At 68.3% G+C, this 15,300-nt stretch carries 15 protein-coding genes and 3 tRNA genes; 3 read left to right on the top strand and 15 right to left on the bottom strand.

The annotated features are described in order from the left end of the window. Positions 1–62: 62 nt before the first annotated feature. From rpoB to AB0424_RS12445, 9 genes are all read right to left on the bottom strand, one after another. A complete protein-coding gene (gene rpoB / locus AB0424_RS12485; RefSeq protein WP_366304542.1) occupies positions 63–3,545 on the bottom strand; it encodes a DNA-directed RNA polymerase subunit beta in 3,483 nt (1,160 codons plus the stop codon). A 547-nt stretch (positions 3,546–4,092) separates the two neighbouring features. Further along, entirely contained in the window at positions 4,093–4,476 is a 384-nt protein-coding gene (rplL, locus tag AB0424_RS12480) for a 50S ribosomal protein L7/L12 (protein WP_056552432.1), read from the bottom strand. 111 nt (positions 4,477–4,587) lie between these two features. Continuing rightward, positions 4,588–5,118: a 50S ribosomal protein L10 gene (gene rplJ, locus AB0424_RS12475; RefSeq protein WP_055641868.1), complete on the bottom strand. Its 531-nt coding sequence runs from the start codon at positions 5,116–5,118 to the stop codon at positions 4,588–4,590. A gap of 248 nt (positions 5,119–5,366) precedes the next feature. Then, positions 5,367–6,305: a hypothetical protein gene (locus tag AB0424_RS12470; RefSeq protein WP_366304539.1), complete on the bottom strand. Its 939-nt coding sequence runs from the start codon at positions 6,303–6,305 to the stop codon at positions 5,367–5,369. A gap of 119 nt (positions 6,306–6,424) precedes the next feature. Beyond that, the gene (gene rplA / locus AB0424_RS12465; protein ID WP_015035537.1) at positions 6,425–7,153 is read right to left on the bottom strand and encodes a 50S ribosomal protein L1; all 729 of its coding nucleotides are present in this window, start codon (positions 7,151–7,153) and stop codon (positions 6,425–6,427) included. 78 nt (positions 7,154–7,231) lie between these two features. Continuing rightward, on the bottom strand, positions 7,232–7,666 hold the full coding sequence (rplK, locus tag AB0424_RS12460; protein ID WP_015035536.1) for a 50S ribosomal protein L11: 435 nt from the start codon (positions 7,664–7,666) through the stop codon (positions 7,232–7,234). Positions 7,667–7,824: 158 nt separating this feature from the next. Continuing rightward, positions 7,825–8,748, bottom strand: a complete 924-nt coding sequence (nusG, locus tag AB0424_RS12455; protein ID WP_366304537.1) for a transcription termination/antitermination protein NusG — start codon at positions 8,746–8,748, stop codon at positions 7,825–7,827. Between the two features lie 44 nt (positions 8,749–8,792). After that, the gene (secE, locus tag AB0424_RS12450) at positions 8,793–9,080 is read right to left on the bottom strand and encodes a preprotein translocase subunit SecE (protein ID WP_017239539.1); all 288 of its coding nucleotides are present in this window, start codon (positions 9,078–9,080) and stop codon (positions 8,793–8,795) included. A 103-nt stretch (positions 9,081–9,183) separates the two neighbouring features. Continuing rightward, a tRNA-Trp gene (locus AB0424_RS12445) sits at positions 9,184–9,256 on the bottom strand. Positions 9,257–9,461: 205 nt separating this feature from the next. Here AB0424_RS12445 and AB0424_RS12440 point away from each other — a divergent pair. The 3 genes from AB0424_RS12440 (at position 9,462) to AB0424_RS12430 (ending at position 12,626) form a co-directional block, all read left to right on the top strand. After that, complete coding sequence (locus tag AB0424_RS12440; RefSeq protein ID WP_366304535.1) at positions 9,462–10,688, top strand: pyridoxal phosphate-dependent aminotransferase; 1,227 nt, start codon at positions 9,462–9,464, stop codon at positions 10,686–10,688. A gap of 140 nt (positions 10,689–10,828) precedes the next feature. Then, positions 10,829–11,851, top strand: a complete 1,023-nt coding sequence (locus tag AB0424_RS12435) for an adenosine deaminase (RefSeq protein ID WP_366304534.1) — start codon at positions 10,829–10,831, stop codon at positions 11,849–11,851. A gap of 142 nt (positions 11,852–11,993) precedes the next feature. Next, on the top strand, positions 11,994–12,626 hold the full coding sequence (locus tag AB0424_RS12430; protein ID WP_366304532.1) for an NAD(P)H-binding protein: 633 nt from the start codon (positions 11,994–11,996) through the stop codon (positions 12,624–12,626). A gap of 22 nt (positions 12,627–12,648) precedes the next feature. Here the strand turns inward: AB0424_RS12430 and AB0424_RS12425 are convergent, their stop codons facing one another. From AB0424_RS12425 to AB0424_RS12400, 6 genes are all read right to left on the bottom strand, one after another. Then, positions 12,649–13,767, bottom strand: coding sequence for a UDP-N-acetylmuramate dehydrogenase (locus AB0424_RS12425; protein ID WP_366304785.1), 1,119 nt, complete (start codon positions 13,765–13,767; stop codon positions 12,649–12,651). Beyond that, positions 13,764–14,192, bottom strand: coding sequence for a MaoC family dehydratase (locus tag AB0424_RS12420; protein ID WP_366304530.1), 429 nt, complete (start codon positions 14,190–14,192; stop codon positions 13,764–13,766). Before AB0424_RS12420 ends, AB0424_RS12425 begins: the two co-directional genes overlap by 4 nt. Before the next feature lie 2 nt (positions 14,193–14,194). Then, positions 14,195–14,647: a MaoC family dehydratase N-terminal domain-containing protein gene (locus AB0424_RS12415; protein WP_366304528.1), complete on the bottom strand. Its 453-nt coding sequence runs from the start codon at positions 14,645–14,647 to the stop codon at positions 14,195–14,197. A gap of 136 nt (positions 14,648–14,783) precedes the next feature. Beyond that, positions 14,784–14,948, bottom strand: coding sequence for a 50S ribosomal protein L33 (rpmG, locus tag AB0424_RS12410; protein ID WP_003956487.1), 165 nt, complete (start codon positions 14,946–14,948; stop codon positions 14,784–14,786). Positions 14,949–15,036: 88 nt separating this feature from the next. After that, a tRNA-Met gene (locus tag AB0424_RS12405) sits at positions 15,037–15,109 on the bottom strand. Between the two features lie 44 nt (positions 15,110–15,153). After that, positions 15,154–15,226: transfer RNA gene (locus AB0424_RS12400), tRNA-Thr, on the bottom strand. Between the last annotated feature and the right edge of the window lie 74 nt (positions 15,227–15,300).

Here is a 15,300-nt window from a genome sequence, read left to right as displayed (position 1 = left end):
TCTGGAACGGGGGTCCTGGGGCCGGCGGGGGGACCATCACTGGTCCCCCTGCCGGACTCCCGTCAGACCTCTTCGACGCTGCTCGGCTCGCGCCGGGACAGGTCGATACCGAGCTCCTCCGCTGCGCGGAAGACGTCCTCGTCGGTGTCGCGCATCTCGATGGACATGCCGTCCGAGGACAGCACCTCCACGTTGAGGCACAGGGACTGCATCTCCTTGATGAGCACCTTGAAGGACTCGGGGATGCCGGGCTCAGGGATGTTCTCGCCCTTGACGATGGCCTCGTAGACCTTCACACGGCCGGTCACGTCGTCGGACTTGATCGTCAGCAGCTCCTGGAGGGCGTAAGCGGCGCCGTACGCCTCCAGCGCCCACACCTCCATCTCACCGAAGCGCTGGCCACCGAACTGGGCCTTACCACCCAGCGGCTGCTGGGTGATCATCGAGTACGGACCGGTCGACCGGGCGTGCAGCTTGTCGTCGACCAGGTGGTGGAGCTTGAGGATGTACATGTACCCGACGGAGATCGGGTCCGGGAACGGCTCGCCGGAGCGGCCGTCGAACAGCCTCGCCTTGCCGGACGGGAGGACCAGGCGGTCACCGTCGCGGTTCGGGAGCGTGTGCTCGAAGAGGCCGGAGATCTCGTCCTCGCGGGCACCGTCGAACACCGGGGTGGCGACGTTGGTACCGGGCTTGACCTCGTCGGCGCCGATCGCCTGGAGGCGCTGCGCCCACTCGTCCGCGAGGCCGGAGACGTCCCAGCCGCGGCTGGCGAGCCAGCCGAGGTGGATCTCCAGGACCTGTCCCGGGTTCATTCGGGACGGGACACCCAGCGGGTTGAGGATGATGTCGACCGGGGTGCCGTCCTCCAGGAACGGCATGTCCTCGATCGGCAGGATCTTGGAGATGACGCCCTTGTTGCCGTGACGGCCGGCGAGCTTGTCACCATCGGTGATCTTGCGCTTCTGGGCGACGTAGACGCGGACCAGCTGGTTCACGCCCGGGGGAAGCTCGTCGCCCTCCTCGCGGTCGAAGACGCGCACGCCGATGATCTTGCCGATCTCGCCGTGGGGCACCTTCAGCGAGGTGTCGCGGACCTCACGCGCCTTCTCGCCGAAGATCGCGCGGAGCAGGCGCTCCTCCGGGGTGAGCTCGGTCTCGCCCTTGGGCGTGACCTTGCCGACCAGGATGTCGCCGGCGACGACCTCGGCACCGATGCGGATGATGCCGCGCTCGTCGAGGTCGGCGAGGACCTCCTCGGAGACGTTCGGGATGTCCCGGGTGATCTCCTCCGGGCCGAGCTTGGTGTCACGGGCGTCGACCTCGTGCTCCTCGATGTGGATCGAGGAGAGGACGTCGTCCTGCACGAGGCGCTGCGACAGGATGATCGCGTCCTCGTAGTTGTGGCCCTCCCACGGCATGAACGCCACGAGCAGGTTCTTGCCGAGCGCCATCTCGCCGTCTTCGGTGGCGGGACCGTCGGCGAGGACCTGGCCCTCGATGACGCGGTCGCCCTCGTCCACGACGACCTTCTGGTTCACAGAGGTGCCCTGGTTGGAGCGGGAGAACTTGTGCAGGCGGTACGTGATGTACGTGCCGTCGTCGTTGGCGACCGTGATGTAGTCGGCCGACAGCTCCTGGACGACACCGTCCTTCTCGGCCTTGAGCACGTCGCCGGCATCGGTGGCGCAGCGGTACTCCATGCCGGTGCCGACGAGCGGGGCCTCCGACTTGATCAGCGGGACGGCCTGGCGCATCATGTTCGCGCCCATGAGGGCACGGTTGGCGTCGTCGTGCTCGAGGAACGGGATCATGGCGGTCGCGACCGACACCATCTGGCGCGGCGAGACGTCCATGTAGTCCACGTCCGACGGCTCGACGTAGTCGACCTCGCCGCCACGCTTGCGGACCAGGACGCGCGGCTCGGTGAACTGCATCTCGTCGTTGAGCGCGGCGTTGGCCTGCGCGATGACGAAGCGGTCCTCCTCGTCGGCGGTGACGTAGTCGACCTCGTCGGTGACCTGGCCGTCGACGACCTTGCGGTACGGCGTCTCGATGAAGCCGAACGCGTTGACGCGGCCGTACGAGGCGAGCGAACCGATCAGACCGATGTTCGGGCCTTCGGGGGTCTCGATCGGGCACATGCGTCCGTAGTGGGACGGGTGCACGTCTCGGACCTCGAAGCCGGCCCGCTCACGGGACAGACCACCGGGACCCAGCGCCGAGAGACGACGCTTGTGCGTCAGACCCGACAGCGGGTTGTTCTGGTCCATGAACTGCGACAGCTGGCTGGTGCCGAAGAACTCCTTGATGGAGGCGACGACCGGCCGGATGTTGATCAGGGTCTGCGGCGTGATCGCCTCGACGTCCTGGGTGGTCATGCGCTCGCGCACGACGCGCTCCATACGAGCCAGACCCGTGCGGACCTGGTTCTGGATGAGCTCGCCGACGTTGCGCAGACGACGGTTGCCGAAGTGGTCGATGTCGTCGGTCTCGACGACGATCTCGTTGCCGTTCTCGCCGATCGTCTCGGTCTCGCCCGCGTGGAGCTTGACCAGGTACTTGATCGTGGCGATGACGTCGTCGGTGGTGAGCACGCCGGCGTTCAGCGGCTCGTCGGCGCCGAGCTTCTTGTTCACCTTGTAGCGGCCGACCTTCGCGAGGTCGTAGCGCTTCGGGTTGAAGTAGAGGTTCTCGAGCAGCGTCTGAGCGGCCTCACGGGTCGGCGGCTCGCCCGGACGCAGCTTGCGGTAGATGTCGAGCAGCGCGTCGTCCTGGCCCTGGGTGTGGTCCTTCTCCAGGGTGGCGCGCATGGACTCGTACTCGCCGAACTCCTGCAGGATCTGCTCGGTGGTCCAGCCGAGGGCCTTCAGCAGCACGGTGACGGACTGCTTGCGCTTGCGGTCGATGCGGACACCGACGAGGTCGCGCTTGTCGATCTCCATCTCCAGCCAGGCACCCCGGGACGGGATGATCTTGGCGGAGAAGATGTCCTTGTCGGACGTCTTGTCGATCGAGGAGTCGAAGTAGACGCCCGGCGAGCGGACGAGCTGCGACACGACGACACGCTCGGTGCCGTTGATGACGAAGGTGCCCTTGTTGGTCATGAGCGGGAAGTCGCCCATGAAGACCGTCTGGGACTTGATCTCGCCGGTCTCGTTGTTCGTGAACTCGGCGGTGACGAAGAGCGGGGCGCCGTACGTGAAGTCACGGTCCTTGCACTCGTCGATCGAGTTCTTCGGCGGCTCGAAGCGGTGGTCGCGGAAGGTCAGCGACATCGACCCGGAGAAGTCCTCGATCGGGGAGATCTCCTCGAAGATCTCCTCCAGACCGGACTTCGTGGGGACGTCCTGTCCCGACTCAAGGGCAGCCTCGACGCGAGCCTTCCAGGCGGCGTTGCCGAGCAGCCAGTCAAAGCTCTCGGTCTGCAGCGCGAGGAGGTTCGGAACCTCGAGGGGCTCCTTGATCTTTGCAAAGGAGATGCGCAGCGGGGCGGTGCTTGCGCCGTTGTTCGTATTGGTCGAGGCGTTGCGCGAGGCGGCCAAGAGGGGGTCCTTCCGAGGGCTCGGACTCACTACGCGCGTACCGGTCCCCTGCATCGCTTCACGGCAGACTTTTCCTGATATGGCCAAAAAGCCAGGTCAGACGGGGTCGGTCCGAGTAGCGGATGCGAAGGTATGCCCCTGGTGACGGGCAGGGGGCAGCTAACAGGCAGCGCAAAGGGTCAGTGTAGCCACTTGGCTCACTGATGTCCAGGGCGAATAATTCGCGACCCTCGTTGCTCTCAACTCCGCGGTACCTCGCGCCGTGCGGCGCACCTCGATACTGCCCGTTCAGTCGTCGATCCATGCCTCGGAAACGGATCGTTGTGACGACGCGTCCTGAGAATTGCGCGCTGCGTGCGGTTCGTCAAGGCCCCCCGGTGTGCGGGGCGCACGGCGAAGATCACCATACTCCGCTTCCGGCGGCCCTCGGGGCCCCCGCCACGCCCGTCCCGGGAACGCCGAAAGGCGACCACCCAGATGGGTGATCGCCCTTCGGTGCCTCCGCGTTACACGGGGGCAGGAGTCAGCTCAGCGAGCCGAAACGGCCTTACTTGACCGTGACGGAGGCGCCGGCGGCCTTGAGGGACTCGGCAGCCTTCTCGGCGGCCTCCTTCGCGACCTTCTCGAGGACCGGCTTCGGGGTGCCGTCGACGAGGTCCTTGGCCTCCTTGAGGCCCAGGGAGGTGAGCTCACGCACGACCTTGATGACCTGGATCTTCTTGTCGCCGGCACCCTCGAGGATGACGTCGAACTCGTCCTGCTCCTCGACGGCCTCGGCACCGGCGACCGGGGCGCCCGGGCCGGCGACGGCGACGGCGGCGGCGGCGGTGACGTCGAACTTGTCCTCGAACGCCTTCACGAACTCGGAGAGCTCGATGAGGGTCATCTCCTCGAACTGGGCGAGGAGGTCGTCCTGAGAGAGCTTCGCCATGATGGGCGATCCTTCCACTAATTCGGCAGGTGCCGATGTGTCTTTAGAGGCGGGCGTAACGGCCCGCTACGACCCGTGCACTAGGCGGCACGGATCAATGCGCGAGCCGAATTACTCGGCACCGCCCTGCTCGGCGAGCTTGACGCGAAGCGCTTCCGCGGTGCGGACGAACTTCGACGGCAGCGCCTGGAGGAGCGAGGCAGTCTGGGACTGCTTGCCCTTGAAGGCACCGGCCAGCTTGCTGAGCAGAACCTCGCGGGACTCGAGGTCCGCAAGCTTCTTGATGTCGTCGGCGGAGAGAGCCTTACCGTCAAGGACACCGGCCTTGATGATGAGGTTCGGGTTCTCCTTGGCGAAGTCACGCAGGGCCTTCGCCGACTCCACCGGGTCACCGGTGACGAAGGCGACCGCGGTCGGACCAGCGAAGTGCTCGTCCAGTGCGGTGATCCCGGCCTCGTTGGCCGCAATCTTGGTCAGCGTGTTCTTCACCACGGCGTACTGGGCGTTCTCACCGAGCGAACGACGCAGCGTCTTGAGCTGCGCCACGGTGAGACCCCGGTACTCGGTCAGCACGGCGGCGTTGGAGCTCTGGAACGCGTCCTTGAGCTCGGCCACCGATGCAGCCTTGTTGGGCGTCGGCATAGTGCTTCGGCCTCCTTCCGGGTGATGAGGACCGCTCAGAAGGTGGCTGAACAAAACAAAACGCCCCGGGCGCAGGCGCACGGGGCTTGGCTCGACCGGACAAGAAGTCCGGGAACTGTCCACAGTCACCTGCGCGGGTCGTCCGTTGTCAGCGGATCCTTCGGCCACCGCACCCGGTAGGGCACAGCAACGACCAGCGGTCTTTGGCTTCTGTGGAAGCGTACGCGACCGGGGCGGCCGGGGGCAAATCAGCCCTTGCCGAGTTCCTTCAGCATCGCGAAGAGGTCGACGGTGTCCTTGGCCGGCGGCTCCTGGACGGCGATCGCGGTGCCGTAGTCGCTGTAGTCGGCCCGCATGGTCATCGTGCCCTGGGCCATGGTCATGCCGACGTCCATGCGCGCCGGGTAGCCGTCCTCGGTCACCCAGAGCTCGGTGTCGTAGCCCTTGAGACCCGCCTTCTTCATGGAGGCGACGAGCTGGTCGTGCTCCTGCCGGGAGAGGAGCTTCGAGGACTCGTTCGCCTTGAGCATCTGCTCGAAGGTGAGCGTGCCCTTGTAGTGCTGGGTCTCCAGGCCGTTGACCTTCTCAGGCCCGAGGTGCTTCAGGTTCGGCGAGTCGAGGAGCAGGGCCAGCTGCTGGGCCGGGTCTTGGTTCATGTTGTCCAGGCCGCCGGTCATCTGCTTCTGCAGCGCCGCGTCGCCGGAGGCGTCGGCCGCGGCCTTCATGTCCAGCTTCATCCAGCGCTTGCCGTCCATCTCGGCGGCCTGCTCGGCGCCCATGTCGACGTACATGACCTGGTCGAGCATGATCATGCGCATCTGCTCGGGGGCGCCCGGGCTGCCCGCGGAGAGCAGGGAGCCCTTCATCGTGATGTCCATCGACGCCGGGGCCCAGCCCTGGACGCCGGTCATCTCGACGGTGCCGGACTCCGCGCCGACGCCCTTCATGCTCATCGTCATCTTGACCTTGGCGGCCTTGGCGGCCGAGGTCTTCCGGTACGCGGCCTGGATGACCTTCGTGGCGTCGCTCAGGCTCTGGGTCTGCCGCTCGGCCGCCGGCTTCGTCGTCGTGCTGCCGGCCTTCGCCCCTCCGGCCTTCGCGTCGCCGTCCTGACAGCCCGCGACGCCCGTCACGACGGCCAGGGCCGTCAGGGCGACGCCCGCGCGCTTCCATGCGGACTTGTTCATGAGTGTTCCCCACCCCTTGATCCACGTCTTTACGGTTTCTTGAACCGTAACAAAGAGCCGGCCCCCGCCTCTCCGGAGAGAGGCGGGGGCCGGCTGACCACTCAGCGAACCGGTTCGGTTCAGACCGCGGCCGGGTCCTCCTCGACGAGGAGGTTGCGGGTGCGGTTGGAGTCCAGCGGGATGCCGGGGCCCATCGTCGTGGTGAGGGTCGCCTTCTTGATGTAGCGACCCTTCGCGGCCGACGGCTTCAGACGGAGGATCTCCTCCAGCGCGGCGGCGTAATTCTCCACCAGCTTGGTCTCGTCGAAGGAGACCTTGCCGATGATGAAGTGGAGGTTCGAGTGCTTGTCCACTCGGAACTCGATCTTGCCGCCCTTGATGTCGTTGACAGCCTTCGCGACATCGGGGGTGACGGTGCCGACCTTGGGGTTCGGCATGAGACCACGCGGGCCGAGGACGCGGCCGAGGCGGCCGACCTTGCCCATGAGGTCCGGGGTGGCCACCACGGCGTCGAACTCGTTCAGGCGGTTGCCCTTGGAGATCTCGTCGATGAGCTCGTCGGAGCCGACGATGTCGGCGCCCGCGGCGATCGCGGCCTCGGCACGGTCACCGGTCGCGAAGACCAGGACCCGGGCGGTCTTGCCGGTGCCGTGCGGAAGGTTCACGGTGCCACGGACCATCTGGTCGGCCTTGCGCGGGTCGACACCCAGGCGGAAGGCGACCTCGACGGTGCCGTCGAACTTCGTGGTGGCGGTGTCCTTGGCGAGACGGACGGCCTCGAGGGGAGCGTAGTTCCGCTCGCGGTCGACCTTGGCGTCCGCGCCGCGGAGAGCCTTGCTGCGCTTCACTTCTTCTCCTGTTGGTTCAGGTATGGAGTCGTGGTGCGGGCCGCGCCGGCCCTACCACTGAGGTCACGAGGGGGGTGATCAGCCCTCGACCGTGATGCCCATGGAGCGGGCGGTGCCAGCGATGATCTTGGACGCGGCGTCCAGGTCGTTGGCGTTCAGGTCGGGGAGCTTGACCGTGGCGATCTCGCGGACCTGGGCGGCCGTGAGCTTGGCGACCTTGGTCTTGTGCGGCTCGCCGGAGCCCTTGTCCACACCCGCGGCCTTGAGGATCAGCTTGGCGGCCGGCGGAGTCTTGGTGATGAAGGTGAAGGTGCGGTCCTCGTAGACCGTGATCTCCACCGGCACGACCATGCCACGCTGCGACTCGGTCGCGGCGTTGTAGGCCTTGCAGAACTCCATGATGTTGACGCCGTGCTGACCCAGCGCGGGGCCGACCGGCGGGGCCGGGTTGGCCGCACCGGCGTTGATCTGGAGCTTGATAAGCCCCGTGACCTTCTTCTTCTTGGGAGGCATTGCTCTCTCCGGGTCCTAGTGAGAGTGTTCAGCCCGCCATCCGGTCATCCGGATGGAGGCATACCGCACCACGATAACGGGTATAGACGTGCGGCTAAAAACCGAGCAGGTCAGAGCGGCTGCGAGAGCCACTCTGACCTGGTCGGAAACCTGTGGGGTCAGTTCTTCTGGATCTGGTCGAAGCTGAGCTCGACCGGGGTCTCGCGACCGAAGATCTCGACGAGACCCTTGACCTTCTTCGAGTCCGGGTTGATCTCGTTGATCGTGGCCTGGAGGGTCGCGAAGGGACCGTCCGTGACCGTCACCGAGTCGCCGACCTCGAAGTCCAGGACCTGGACCTCCAGCTTACGGGCCGGAGCCGGCTTGCCCTCGGCCTCGGCGGCCTCGCGGGCGGCCTTCTCCTCGGCCTCCGGGGCGAGCATCTTGACGATCTCGTCCAGGGTCAGCGGGTACGGGTCGTAGGCGTTGCCCACGAAGCCGGTGACGCCGGGGGTGTTGCGGACGACGCCCCAGGACTCGTTCGTCAGGTCCATGCGGACGAGGACGTAGCCGGGGAGCTTGTTCTGCTTGACGTTCTTCCGCTCGCCGCCCTTGATCTGGACGATCTCTTCCTCGGGGACCTCGGCCTGGTAGATGAAGTCCTCGACGTTGAGCGAGACGGCACGCTGCTCGAGGTTGGCCTTCACGCGCTTCTCGTAGCCCGCGTAGGTGTGGATCACGTACCACTCGCCGGGGAGGGTGCGGAGCTCCTCGCGGAGCGCGGCGACCGGGTCGACCGGGGCGGCCGGCTCGGCCTCCTCCTCGGTCTCTTCCTCGGCGTCCTCGTCCTCGGCGTCCTCGTCCTCGGCCTCGACGGTGTCGTCCTCGTCGTCGGCCTCGACGGTCTCGTCGGACTCGGCGTCCTCGTCGGACTCCGCCTCGTCCTCGTCCGCGTCCTCGGTCTCGAGGGCGAACTCCTCGGCGGCCTCGGCGGCAGCGTCGTCAGCAGCGTCTGCCTGGTCCTCGTCGGCGGCCTCCACGATGTCCAGCTCGTCCTCGACGGACTCGGACTCGAAGGCGTCGTTCAGGTTCGCGTCAGACACGGTGGCTGCTTCTTCCTGCGATACAGATGGGGTGGAACAAAAAGTCAGCCGAAGACGTACTTGACTGCTTCCTGGAAGCCATAGTCAATCACGGTGACGAGGCCGATCATGATGACGACGAAGACAATCACCACGGTGGTGTACGTCGTCAGCTGGCTGCGCGTGGGCCAGACGACCTTGCGGAGCTCGGCGATGATCTGGCGGTAGAAAAGCGCGAGACGGCCGAGGGGGCCCTTCTTGCCGCGCTTGCCGCCCTTGCGGGACTTCTTCTTCGAGTCCGCGGCCTCGTCGTCGGCATCAGGCATGTCGATGGAGCCTACGGCGTCCGTCACGATCTCTCACCTGATTCCGGGTCGGCCGTGCCGCGCCCGGGTGGAGCCGCACGGCGGTGCAATGAAGTACGTACATGCGCACAACACCTGGCGGTGTGTGTAGCAGGGCCGGAGGGACTTGAACCCCCAACCGCCGGTTTTGGAGACCGGTGCTCTACCAATTGAGCTACGACCCTTTGTCGGTGTCCCCAACGTACCGCATCGTGAGATGTGGTCGGTGCGGGCCAACGAGGAGTGAGCATACGTGGTCAGGGGGCCCCACGTCGAACAGAAACCGGCCCGACCTGCCGCCGGAAGCGCGTACGACCGGTAATGACCGGTCCTGTCCGGTCCTTGAAACCTGTGTGCCGGGCCCTGACGCGGTCTGGGACCATGGGCCGTATGAGCGCTGCTACCCCTCCCACCGAGCGTCGGGTCTCCGCCCGGATCGGTGCGATCTCCGAGTCCGCCACCCTCGCCGTCGACGCCAAGGCCAAGGCCCTCAAGGCCGCCGGGCGCCCGGTGATCGGGTTCGGCGCGGGCGAGCCCGACTTCCCCACCCCGGACTACATCGTCGAAGCGGCCGTCGAGGCTTGCAAGAACCCGAAGTACCACCGGTACACGCCGGCCGGCGGTCTGCCCGAGCTGAAGAGCGCGATCGCCGCGAAGACGCTGCGCGACTCCGGCTACGAGGTCGACGCCTCCCAGGTCCTGGTGACCAACGGCGGCAAGCAGGCCATCTACGAGGCGTTCGCCGCGATCCTCGACCCGGGTGACGAGGTCATCGTCCCGGCGCCGTACTGGACCACGTACCCCGAGTCGATCCGCCTCGCGGGCGGTGTCCCGGTGGAGGTCGTGGCCGACGAGACCACCGGCTACCGGGTCTCGGTGGAGCAGCTGGAGGCCGCCCGCACGGAGCGGACCAAGGTCGTCCTCTTCGTCTCGCCGTCCAACCCGACCGGCGCGGTGTACAGCGAGGCCGACGCCGAGGCGATCGGCCGCTGGGCCGTCGAGCACGGCCTGTGGGTGCTGACGGACGAGATCTACGAGCACCTGGTCTACGGCGACGCGAAGTTCACCTCGCTGCCGGCGATCGTCCCCGAGCTGCGCGACAAGTGCATCGTGGTCAACGGCGTGGCGAAGACGTACGCCATGACGGGCTGGCGCGTCGGGTGGATCGTGGGCCCGAAGGACGTGGTGAAGGCCGCGACGAACCTGCAGTCGCACGCCACGTCCAACGTGAGCAACGTGGCACAGGTCGCCGCGCTCGCCGCCGTCTCGGGCAACCTGGACGCCGTCGCGGAGATGCGGACCGCGTTCGACCGCCGCCGCCAGACGATCGTGCGGATGCTGAACGAGATCGAGGGCGTGTACTGCCCGACGCCGGAGGGCGCGTTCTACGCGTACCCGTCGGTGAAGGGGCTCCTCGGCAAGGAGATCCGCGGCAAGCGCCCGCAGAGCTCGGTCGAGCTGGCCGCCCTGATCCTGGACGAGGCCGAGGTCGCGGTCGTCCCGGGCGAGGCGTTCGGCACCCCGGGCTACCTGCGTCTGTCGTACGCGCTGGGCGACGAGGACCTCGTCGAGGGCGTGTCCCGGATCCAGAAGCTGCTGGCCGAGGCCACCGACTGACATCCCCTTCGGTCCCCCGGTCCGGGGACCGGCCGGGCCCCCGTGTTCTCCGGAACCGGGGGCCCGTTTTTGCGTTCTAGCAAGGACCCGATCGGGGAAACGGGCTGTCTTCGTCCATTCGGGTGCGGCAGGATCGGGCGATGGAGCACGTTTACCGCGACCTCAGCACACTGCCCAAGGCCCATCTGCACCTGCACTTCACCGGTTCGATGCGGCCCACCACCCTGATCGAGCTGGCCGACAAGTACGGCGTGCACCTTCCCGAGGCGCTGAGCAGCGGTACGCCTCCGAAACTGCGGGCCACCGACGAGCGCGGCTGGTTCCGCTTCCAGCGTCTGTACGACATCGCACGCTCCTGCCTGCGCGCGCCGGAGGACATCCAGCGGCTCGTCCGGGAGGCGGCCCAGGAGGACGTGCGGGACGGCTCCGGATGGCTGGAGATCCAGGTCGACCCGACCTCGTACGCCCCGCACCTCGGCGGGCTCATCCCCGCTCTGGAGATCATCCTGGACGCGGTCGACTCGGCGTCCCGGGAGACCGGGCTCGGGATGCGGGTGCTCGTCGCGGCGAACCGGATGAAGCACCCCCTGGAGGCGCGGACGCTCGCCCGGCTCGCGGTCCGCTTCGCCGACCGGGGGGTGGTGGGCTTCGGCCTGTCGAACGACGAACGGCGGGGCATGGCAAGGGACTTCGACCGCGCCTTCGCGATCGCCCGGGAGGGCGGCCTCCTCGCGGCGCCGCACGGCGGCGAGCTGACGGGCCCGGCGTCCGTGCGGGACTGCCTGGACGACCTGCGGGCGGCCCGGGTCGGCCACGGGGTGCGGTCGGCGGAGGACCCGCGGCTGCTGCGGAAGCTCGCCGAGCGCGGGGTGACCTGCGAGGTCTGCCCGGCGTCGAACGTGGCCCTCGGGGTGTACGAGAAGCACGAGGACGTGCCCCTGCGGACGCTCTTCGAGGCGGGGGTGCCGATGGCGCTGGGCGCGGACGACCCGCTGCTCTTCGGTTCGCGGCTGGCCGCGCAGTACGAGATCGCCCGCCGGCACCACGGGTTCACGGACGCGGAGCTGGCGGAGCTGGCCCGTCAGTCGGTGCGGGGCTCGGCGGCCCCGCCGGACGTCCGGAAGAAGCTGCTGGCGGGCGTCGACGACTGGATCGGCGCCTGACCTGACTCCCGCATCGGAGCGCGGGCGCTCCCCCGGGCGTTCTCCCGTCGTCGTCGAGGAACTCCCGAGTCGCGCGGGCCGGGCGGCGCGAAGATGGTCGGCGAGCCCGTCGAAGGGCACTCGACCACCTGGGGGGACACGAATGAAGCTCACCGTCTTCGGCGCGACCGGCGGCACGGGCCGGGAGATCGTCCGCCAGGCGCTGGCCGCGGGCCACGAGGTGACGGCCGTCGTGCGCGACCCGGCCCGGCTGACGGTGACCGGCGAGCGGCTCGTGGTCCGGCGCACCGACCTCTCGGACCCCGACGCGCTGCGCGAGGCCGTCACCGGCCGCGACGCGGTCCTGTCGGGCCTGGGGGCCCGCAGCAGGGCGGACGCGGGCGTCGTCGCCCGGCTGACCCGCTCGGTGCTCACGGCGATGGAGGTGGAGGGCGTCCGCCGCCTCCTGGTGGTCAGCGCGGCCCCGCTCGGCCCGGTCCCGGAGGGGCAGGCCGTCGTGGACAAGGTCGTCCTCGCGGTGATCAACGCGGTCCTGAAGGACGTCTACGCCGATCTGCGGGTGATGGAGTCCCACCTCGCCGCCGGCTCCGCCGACTGGACCGCGGTACGCCCGCCCCGCCTGACGAACGGCCGGGGCACCGGCGCGTACCGCAGGGTCGTCGGCGGCACCCCGCCCCGGGGCCGTTCCCTCGCCCGCGCGGACGTGGCCCACGCCATGCTGGCGATGGTCGGCGACCCGGCGACGGTGCGGCAGGGCGTCGGCGTCGCGTACTAGGGGGTGTCCCTGGGAGGTGTCCCTAGAGGGCGACGCCCACGGTCACCGGCTCGTTGACGAGGGTGATGCCGAAGGCGTCGTGGACCCCGGCGACGACCTCGCGGGCGAGGGCGAGCAGATCCTCGGTGGTCGCCTCGCCCCGGTTGGTGAGGGCGAGGGTGTGCTTGGTGGAGATCCGCGCGGGCCCGGAGCCGTAGCCCTTGGTGAAGCCGGCCCGGTCGATCAGCCAGGCGGCGGAGGTCTTGACCGCGCCGTCCTCGCCGGCGGGGAAGGCCGGCGGGGCGACGTCCGGGCCGAGGCGGTCGGCCACGCGCGCGAGGAAGGCGTCGTACTCCCCCGCGGTGAGGATCGGGTTGGTGAAGAAGGAGCCCGCGGACCAGGTGTCGTGGTCCTCCGGGTCCAGGACCATGCCCTTGCCGGCGCGGAGCCTCAGGACCGTCTCGCGGGCCGCCGCGAGCGGCACCCGGTCGCCGGCCTCCACACCGAGGGCGCGGGCGGTCTCGGCGTACTTGACCGGTGCCGACAGCCCCTCGGCGTCCTCCAGCCGAAAGCGGACGCGGAGCACCACGTACCGCTCGGGGTGCTCCTTGAAGAGGCTGTGCCGGTAGGAGAAGGCGCACTCGGCGTTGGTGAGGGTGACGGTCTCCTCCGCGCGCCGGTCGTAGGCGACGACCTCGGTCACGGTGGCGGAGACGTCCTGGCCGTAGGCGCCGACGTTCTGGATCGGGGTCGCGCCGGCCGAGCCGGGGATGCCGGCCAGGCACTCGATCCCGGCGAGCCCGGCCTCCACGGTCCGCGCCACGGCGTCCGTCCAGACCTCGCCGGCGGCGAGCTCCAGGCGGGTGCCGTCGAGGGCGAAGCCGGTCGTGGCGATCCGCAGCGCCGTGCCGTCGAAGCCCTTGTCCCCAATGACCAGGTTGGATCCGCCGCCGATGATCAGCAGCGGGGTGCCCGTGGTGTCGGCCTCGCGGACCGCGGCGACCACCTCGTCGTCGGTGGTGGCGGTGACGAGCCGGGTGGCGGGGCCGCCGAGCCGGAAGGTGGTCAGGGGCGCGAGGGGGGCGTCGTGGAGTGGCTGCACGGGCTCAAGGGTACGGGCCCGCCGCTTCCGCGACGGGCCCGTGACACCGGGTGCGGTCAGGCGAGGCGGACCACGGCCCGGGACATGCCGAGGACCTTCTGTCCGGCGCTCGTCGCGGTGATGTCGACCCGCACGCGCCCGTCGTCCAGCTTGGCGGCGACCTTGGCGCTGACCTCGACGAGGGCGCCCCGGTCGTCGTTGGGGACGACGACCGGCTTGGTGAAGCGGACGCCGTACTCGACGACGGCGGCGGGGTCGCCTGCCCAGTCGGTCACGACGCGGATCGCCTCGGCCATGGTGAACATGCCGTGGGCGATGACGTCGGGGAGGCCGACCTCGACCGCGAACTTCTCGTTCCAGTGGATGGGGTTGAAGTCACCGGAGGCGCCGGCATACCGGACCAGAGTGGCGCGGGTCACGGGGAAGGTCTGCGCGGGCAGCTCGGTGCCGACCTCGACCTCGTCGTAGGCGATCTTGGCGGTCATGGTCAGGCCCCCTCGGGTGCGCGGGAGACGAGCTTGGTCCAGGCGGTCACGACGTGCTCGCCGGAGGCGTCGTGGACCTCGCCGCGGATGTCCAGGATGTCGTTGCCGGCGAGGGACTTGATCGCCTCGATGGTGGAGGTGACCGAGAGGCGGTCCCCGGCGCGGACGGGCCGGGTGTAGGCGAACTTCTGGTCGCCGTGCACGACGCGGCTGTAGTCGAGACCGAGCTGCGGGTCCTCGATGACCGCGCCGGCCGCCTTGAAGGTGATGGCGAAGACGAAGGTCGGCGGGGCGATCACGTCGGGGTGACCGAGTTCCTTGGCCGCCTCCTGGTCGGTGTACGCCGCATTCGCGTCGCCGATCGCCTCGGCGAACTCGCGGATCTTCTCGCGGCCGACCTCATAGGGCGGGGTGGGCGGATAGGTCCGGCCCACGAAGGACTGGTCGAGCGCCATGGCCTCGATACCTCCTGGATTTGTTGCCGATGTTGCCGATGACGCGTTCGTCACGACCGTCGGCGAGCTCGTGGAACTCGCGGACAAACGACACGAGGCCGCCCCCTGGTGGGGACGGCCTCGTGTACGAGCCTGATTAACGCGTCTCGCGGTGCGCGGTGTGCGAGTTGCAGCGAGGGCAGTGCTTCTTCATCTCAAGACGGTCCGGGTTGTTACGCCGGTTCTTCTTGGTGATGTAGTTCCGCTCCTTGCACTCCACGCAGGCCAGCGTGATCTTCGGGCGGACGTCGGTGGCAGCCACGTGAGTGCTCCTTGACGGACGGATGGACGGATGAACGCATAGAAGAGTAGCCGATCGAAGGACCGACCCCACAATCGGCTACTGTCTGTAGCGGTGACCGGACTTGAACCGGTGACACAGCGATTATGAGCCGCTTGCTCTACCGACTGAGCTACACCGCTTTGATGATCCGGAACCCGTCCGAAGACGGGATCCTTCTCACCAGAGCCCCAATACGGAATCGAACCGTAGACCTTCTCCTTACCATGGAGACGCTCTACCGACTGAGCTATTGGGGCGAGCGAGGAAGACATTACACGGTCTCCGGCCCATCACCCAAATCCGTTTCCCCCCACCCCCGCGACGGCTCTCA

Origin of the sequence: Streptomyces sp. NPDC051180, from assembly GCF_040689545.1 — a bacterium.
Lineage (GTDB): Bacteria > Actinomycetota > Actinomycetes > Streptomycetales > Streptomycetaceae > Streptomyces.
The sequence above is the reverse complement of the archived record's forward strand: the minus strand, read 5'-3'. Positions and strand labels throughout refer to the sequence as shown.

Excerpts from the sequence above, each read along its gene's own strand:
- rplK (WP_015035536.1), bottom strand. The coding sequence starts at position 7,666 with ATGCCTCCCAAGAAGAAGAAGGTCACGGGGCTTATCAAGCTCCAGATC.
- AB0424_RS12420 (WP_366304530.1), bottom strand. The coding sequence starts at position 14,192 with ATGACCGCCAAGATCGCCTACGACGAGGTCGAGGTCGGCACCGAGCTG.
- AB0424_RS12430 (WP_366304532.1), top strand. The coding sequence starts at position 11,994 with ATGAAGCTCACCGTCTTCGGCGCGACCGGCGGCACGGGCCGGGAGATC.
- AB0424_RS12440 (WP_366304535.1), top strand. The coding sequence starts at position 9,462 with ATGAGCGCTGCTACCCCTCCCACCGAGCGTCGGGTCTCCGCCCGGATC.
- AB0424_RS12435 (WP_366304534.1), top strand. The coding sequence starts at position 10,829 with ATGGAGCACGTTTACCGCGACCTCAGCACACTGCCCAAGGCCCATCTG.
- AB0424_RS12470 (WP_366304539.1), bottom strand. The coding sequence starts at position 6,305 with ATGAACAAGTCCGCATGGAAGCGCGCGGGCGTCGCCCTGACGGCCCTG.
- rplJ (WP_055641868.1), bottom strand. The coding sequence starts at position 5,118 with ATGCCGACGCCCAACAAGGCTGCATCGGTGGCCGAGCTCAAGGACGCG.
- AB0424_RS12415 (WP_366304528.1), bottom strand. The coding sequence starts at position 14,647 with ATGGCGCTCGACCAGTCCTTCGTGGGCCGGACCTATCCGCCCACCCCG.
- rplL (WP_056552432.1), bottom strand. The coding sequence starts at position 4,476 with ATGGCGAAGCTCTCTCAGGACGACCTCCTCGCCCAGTTCGAGGAGATG.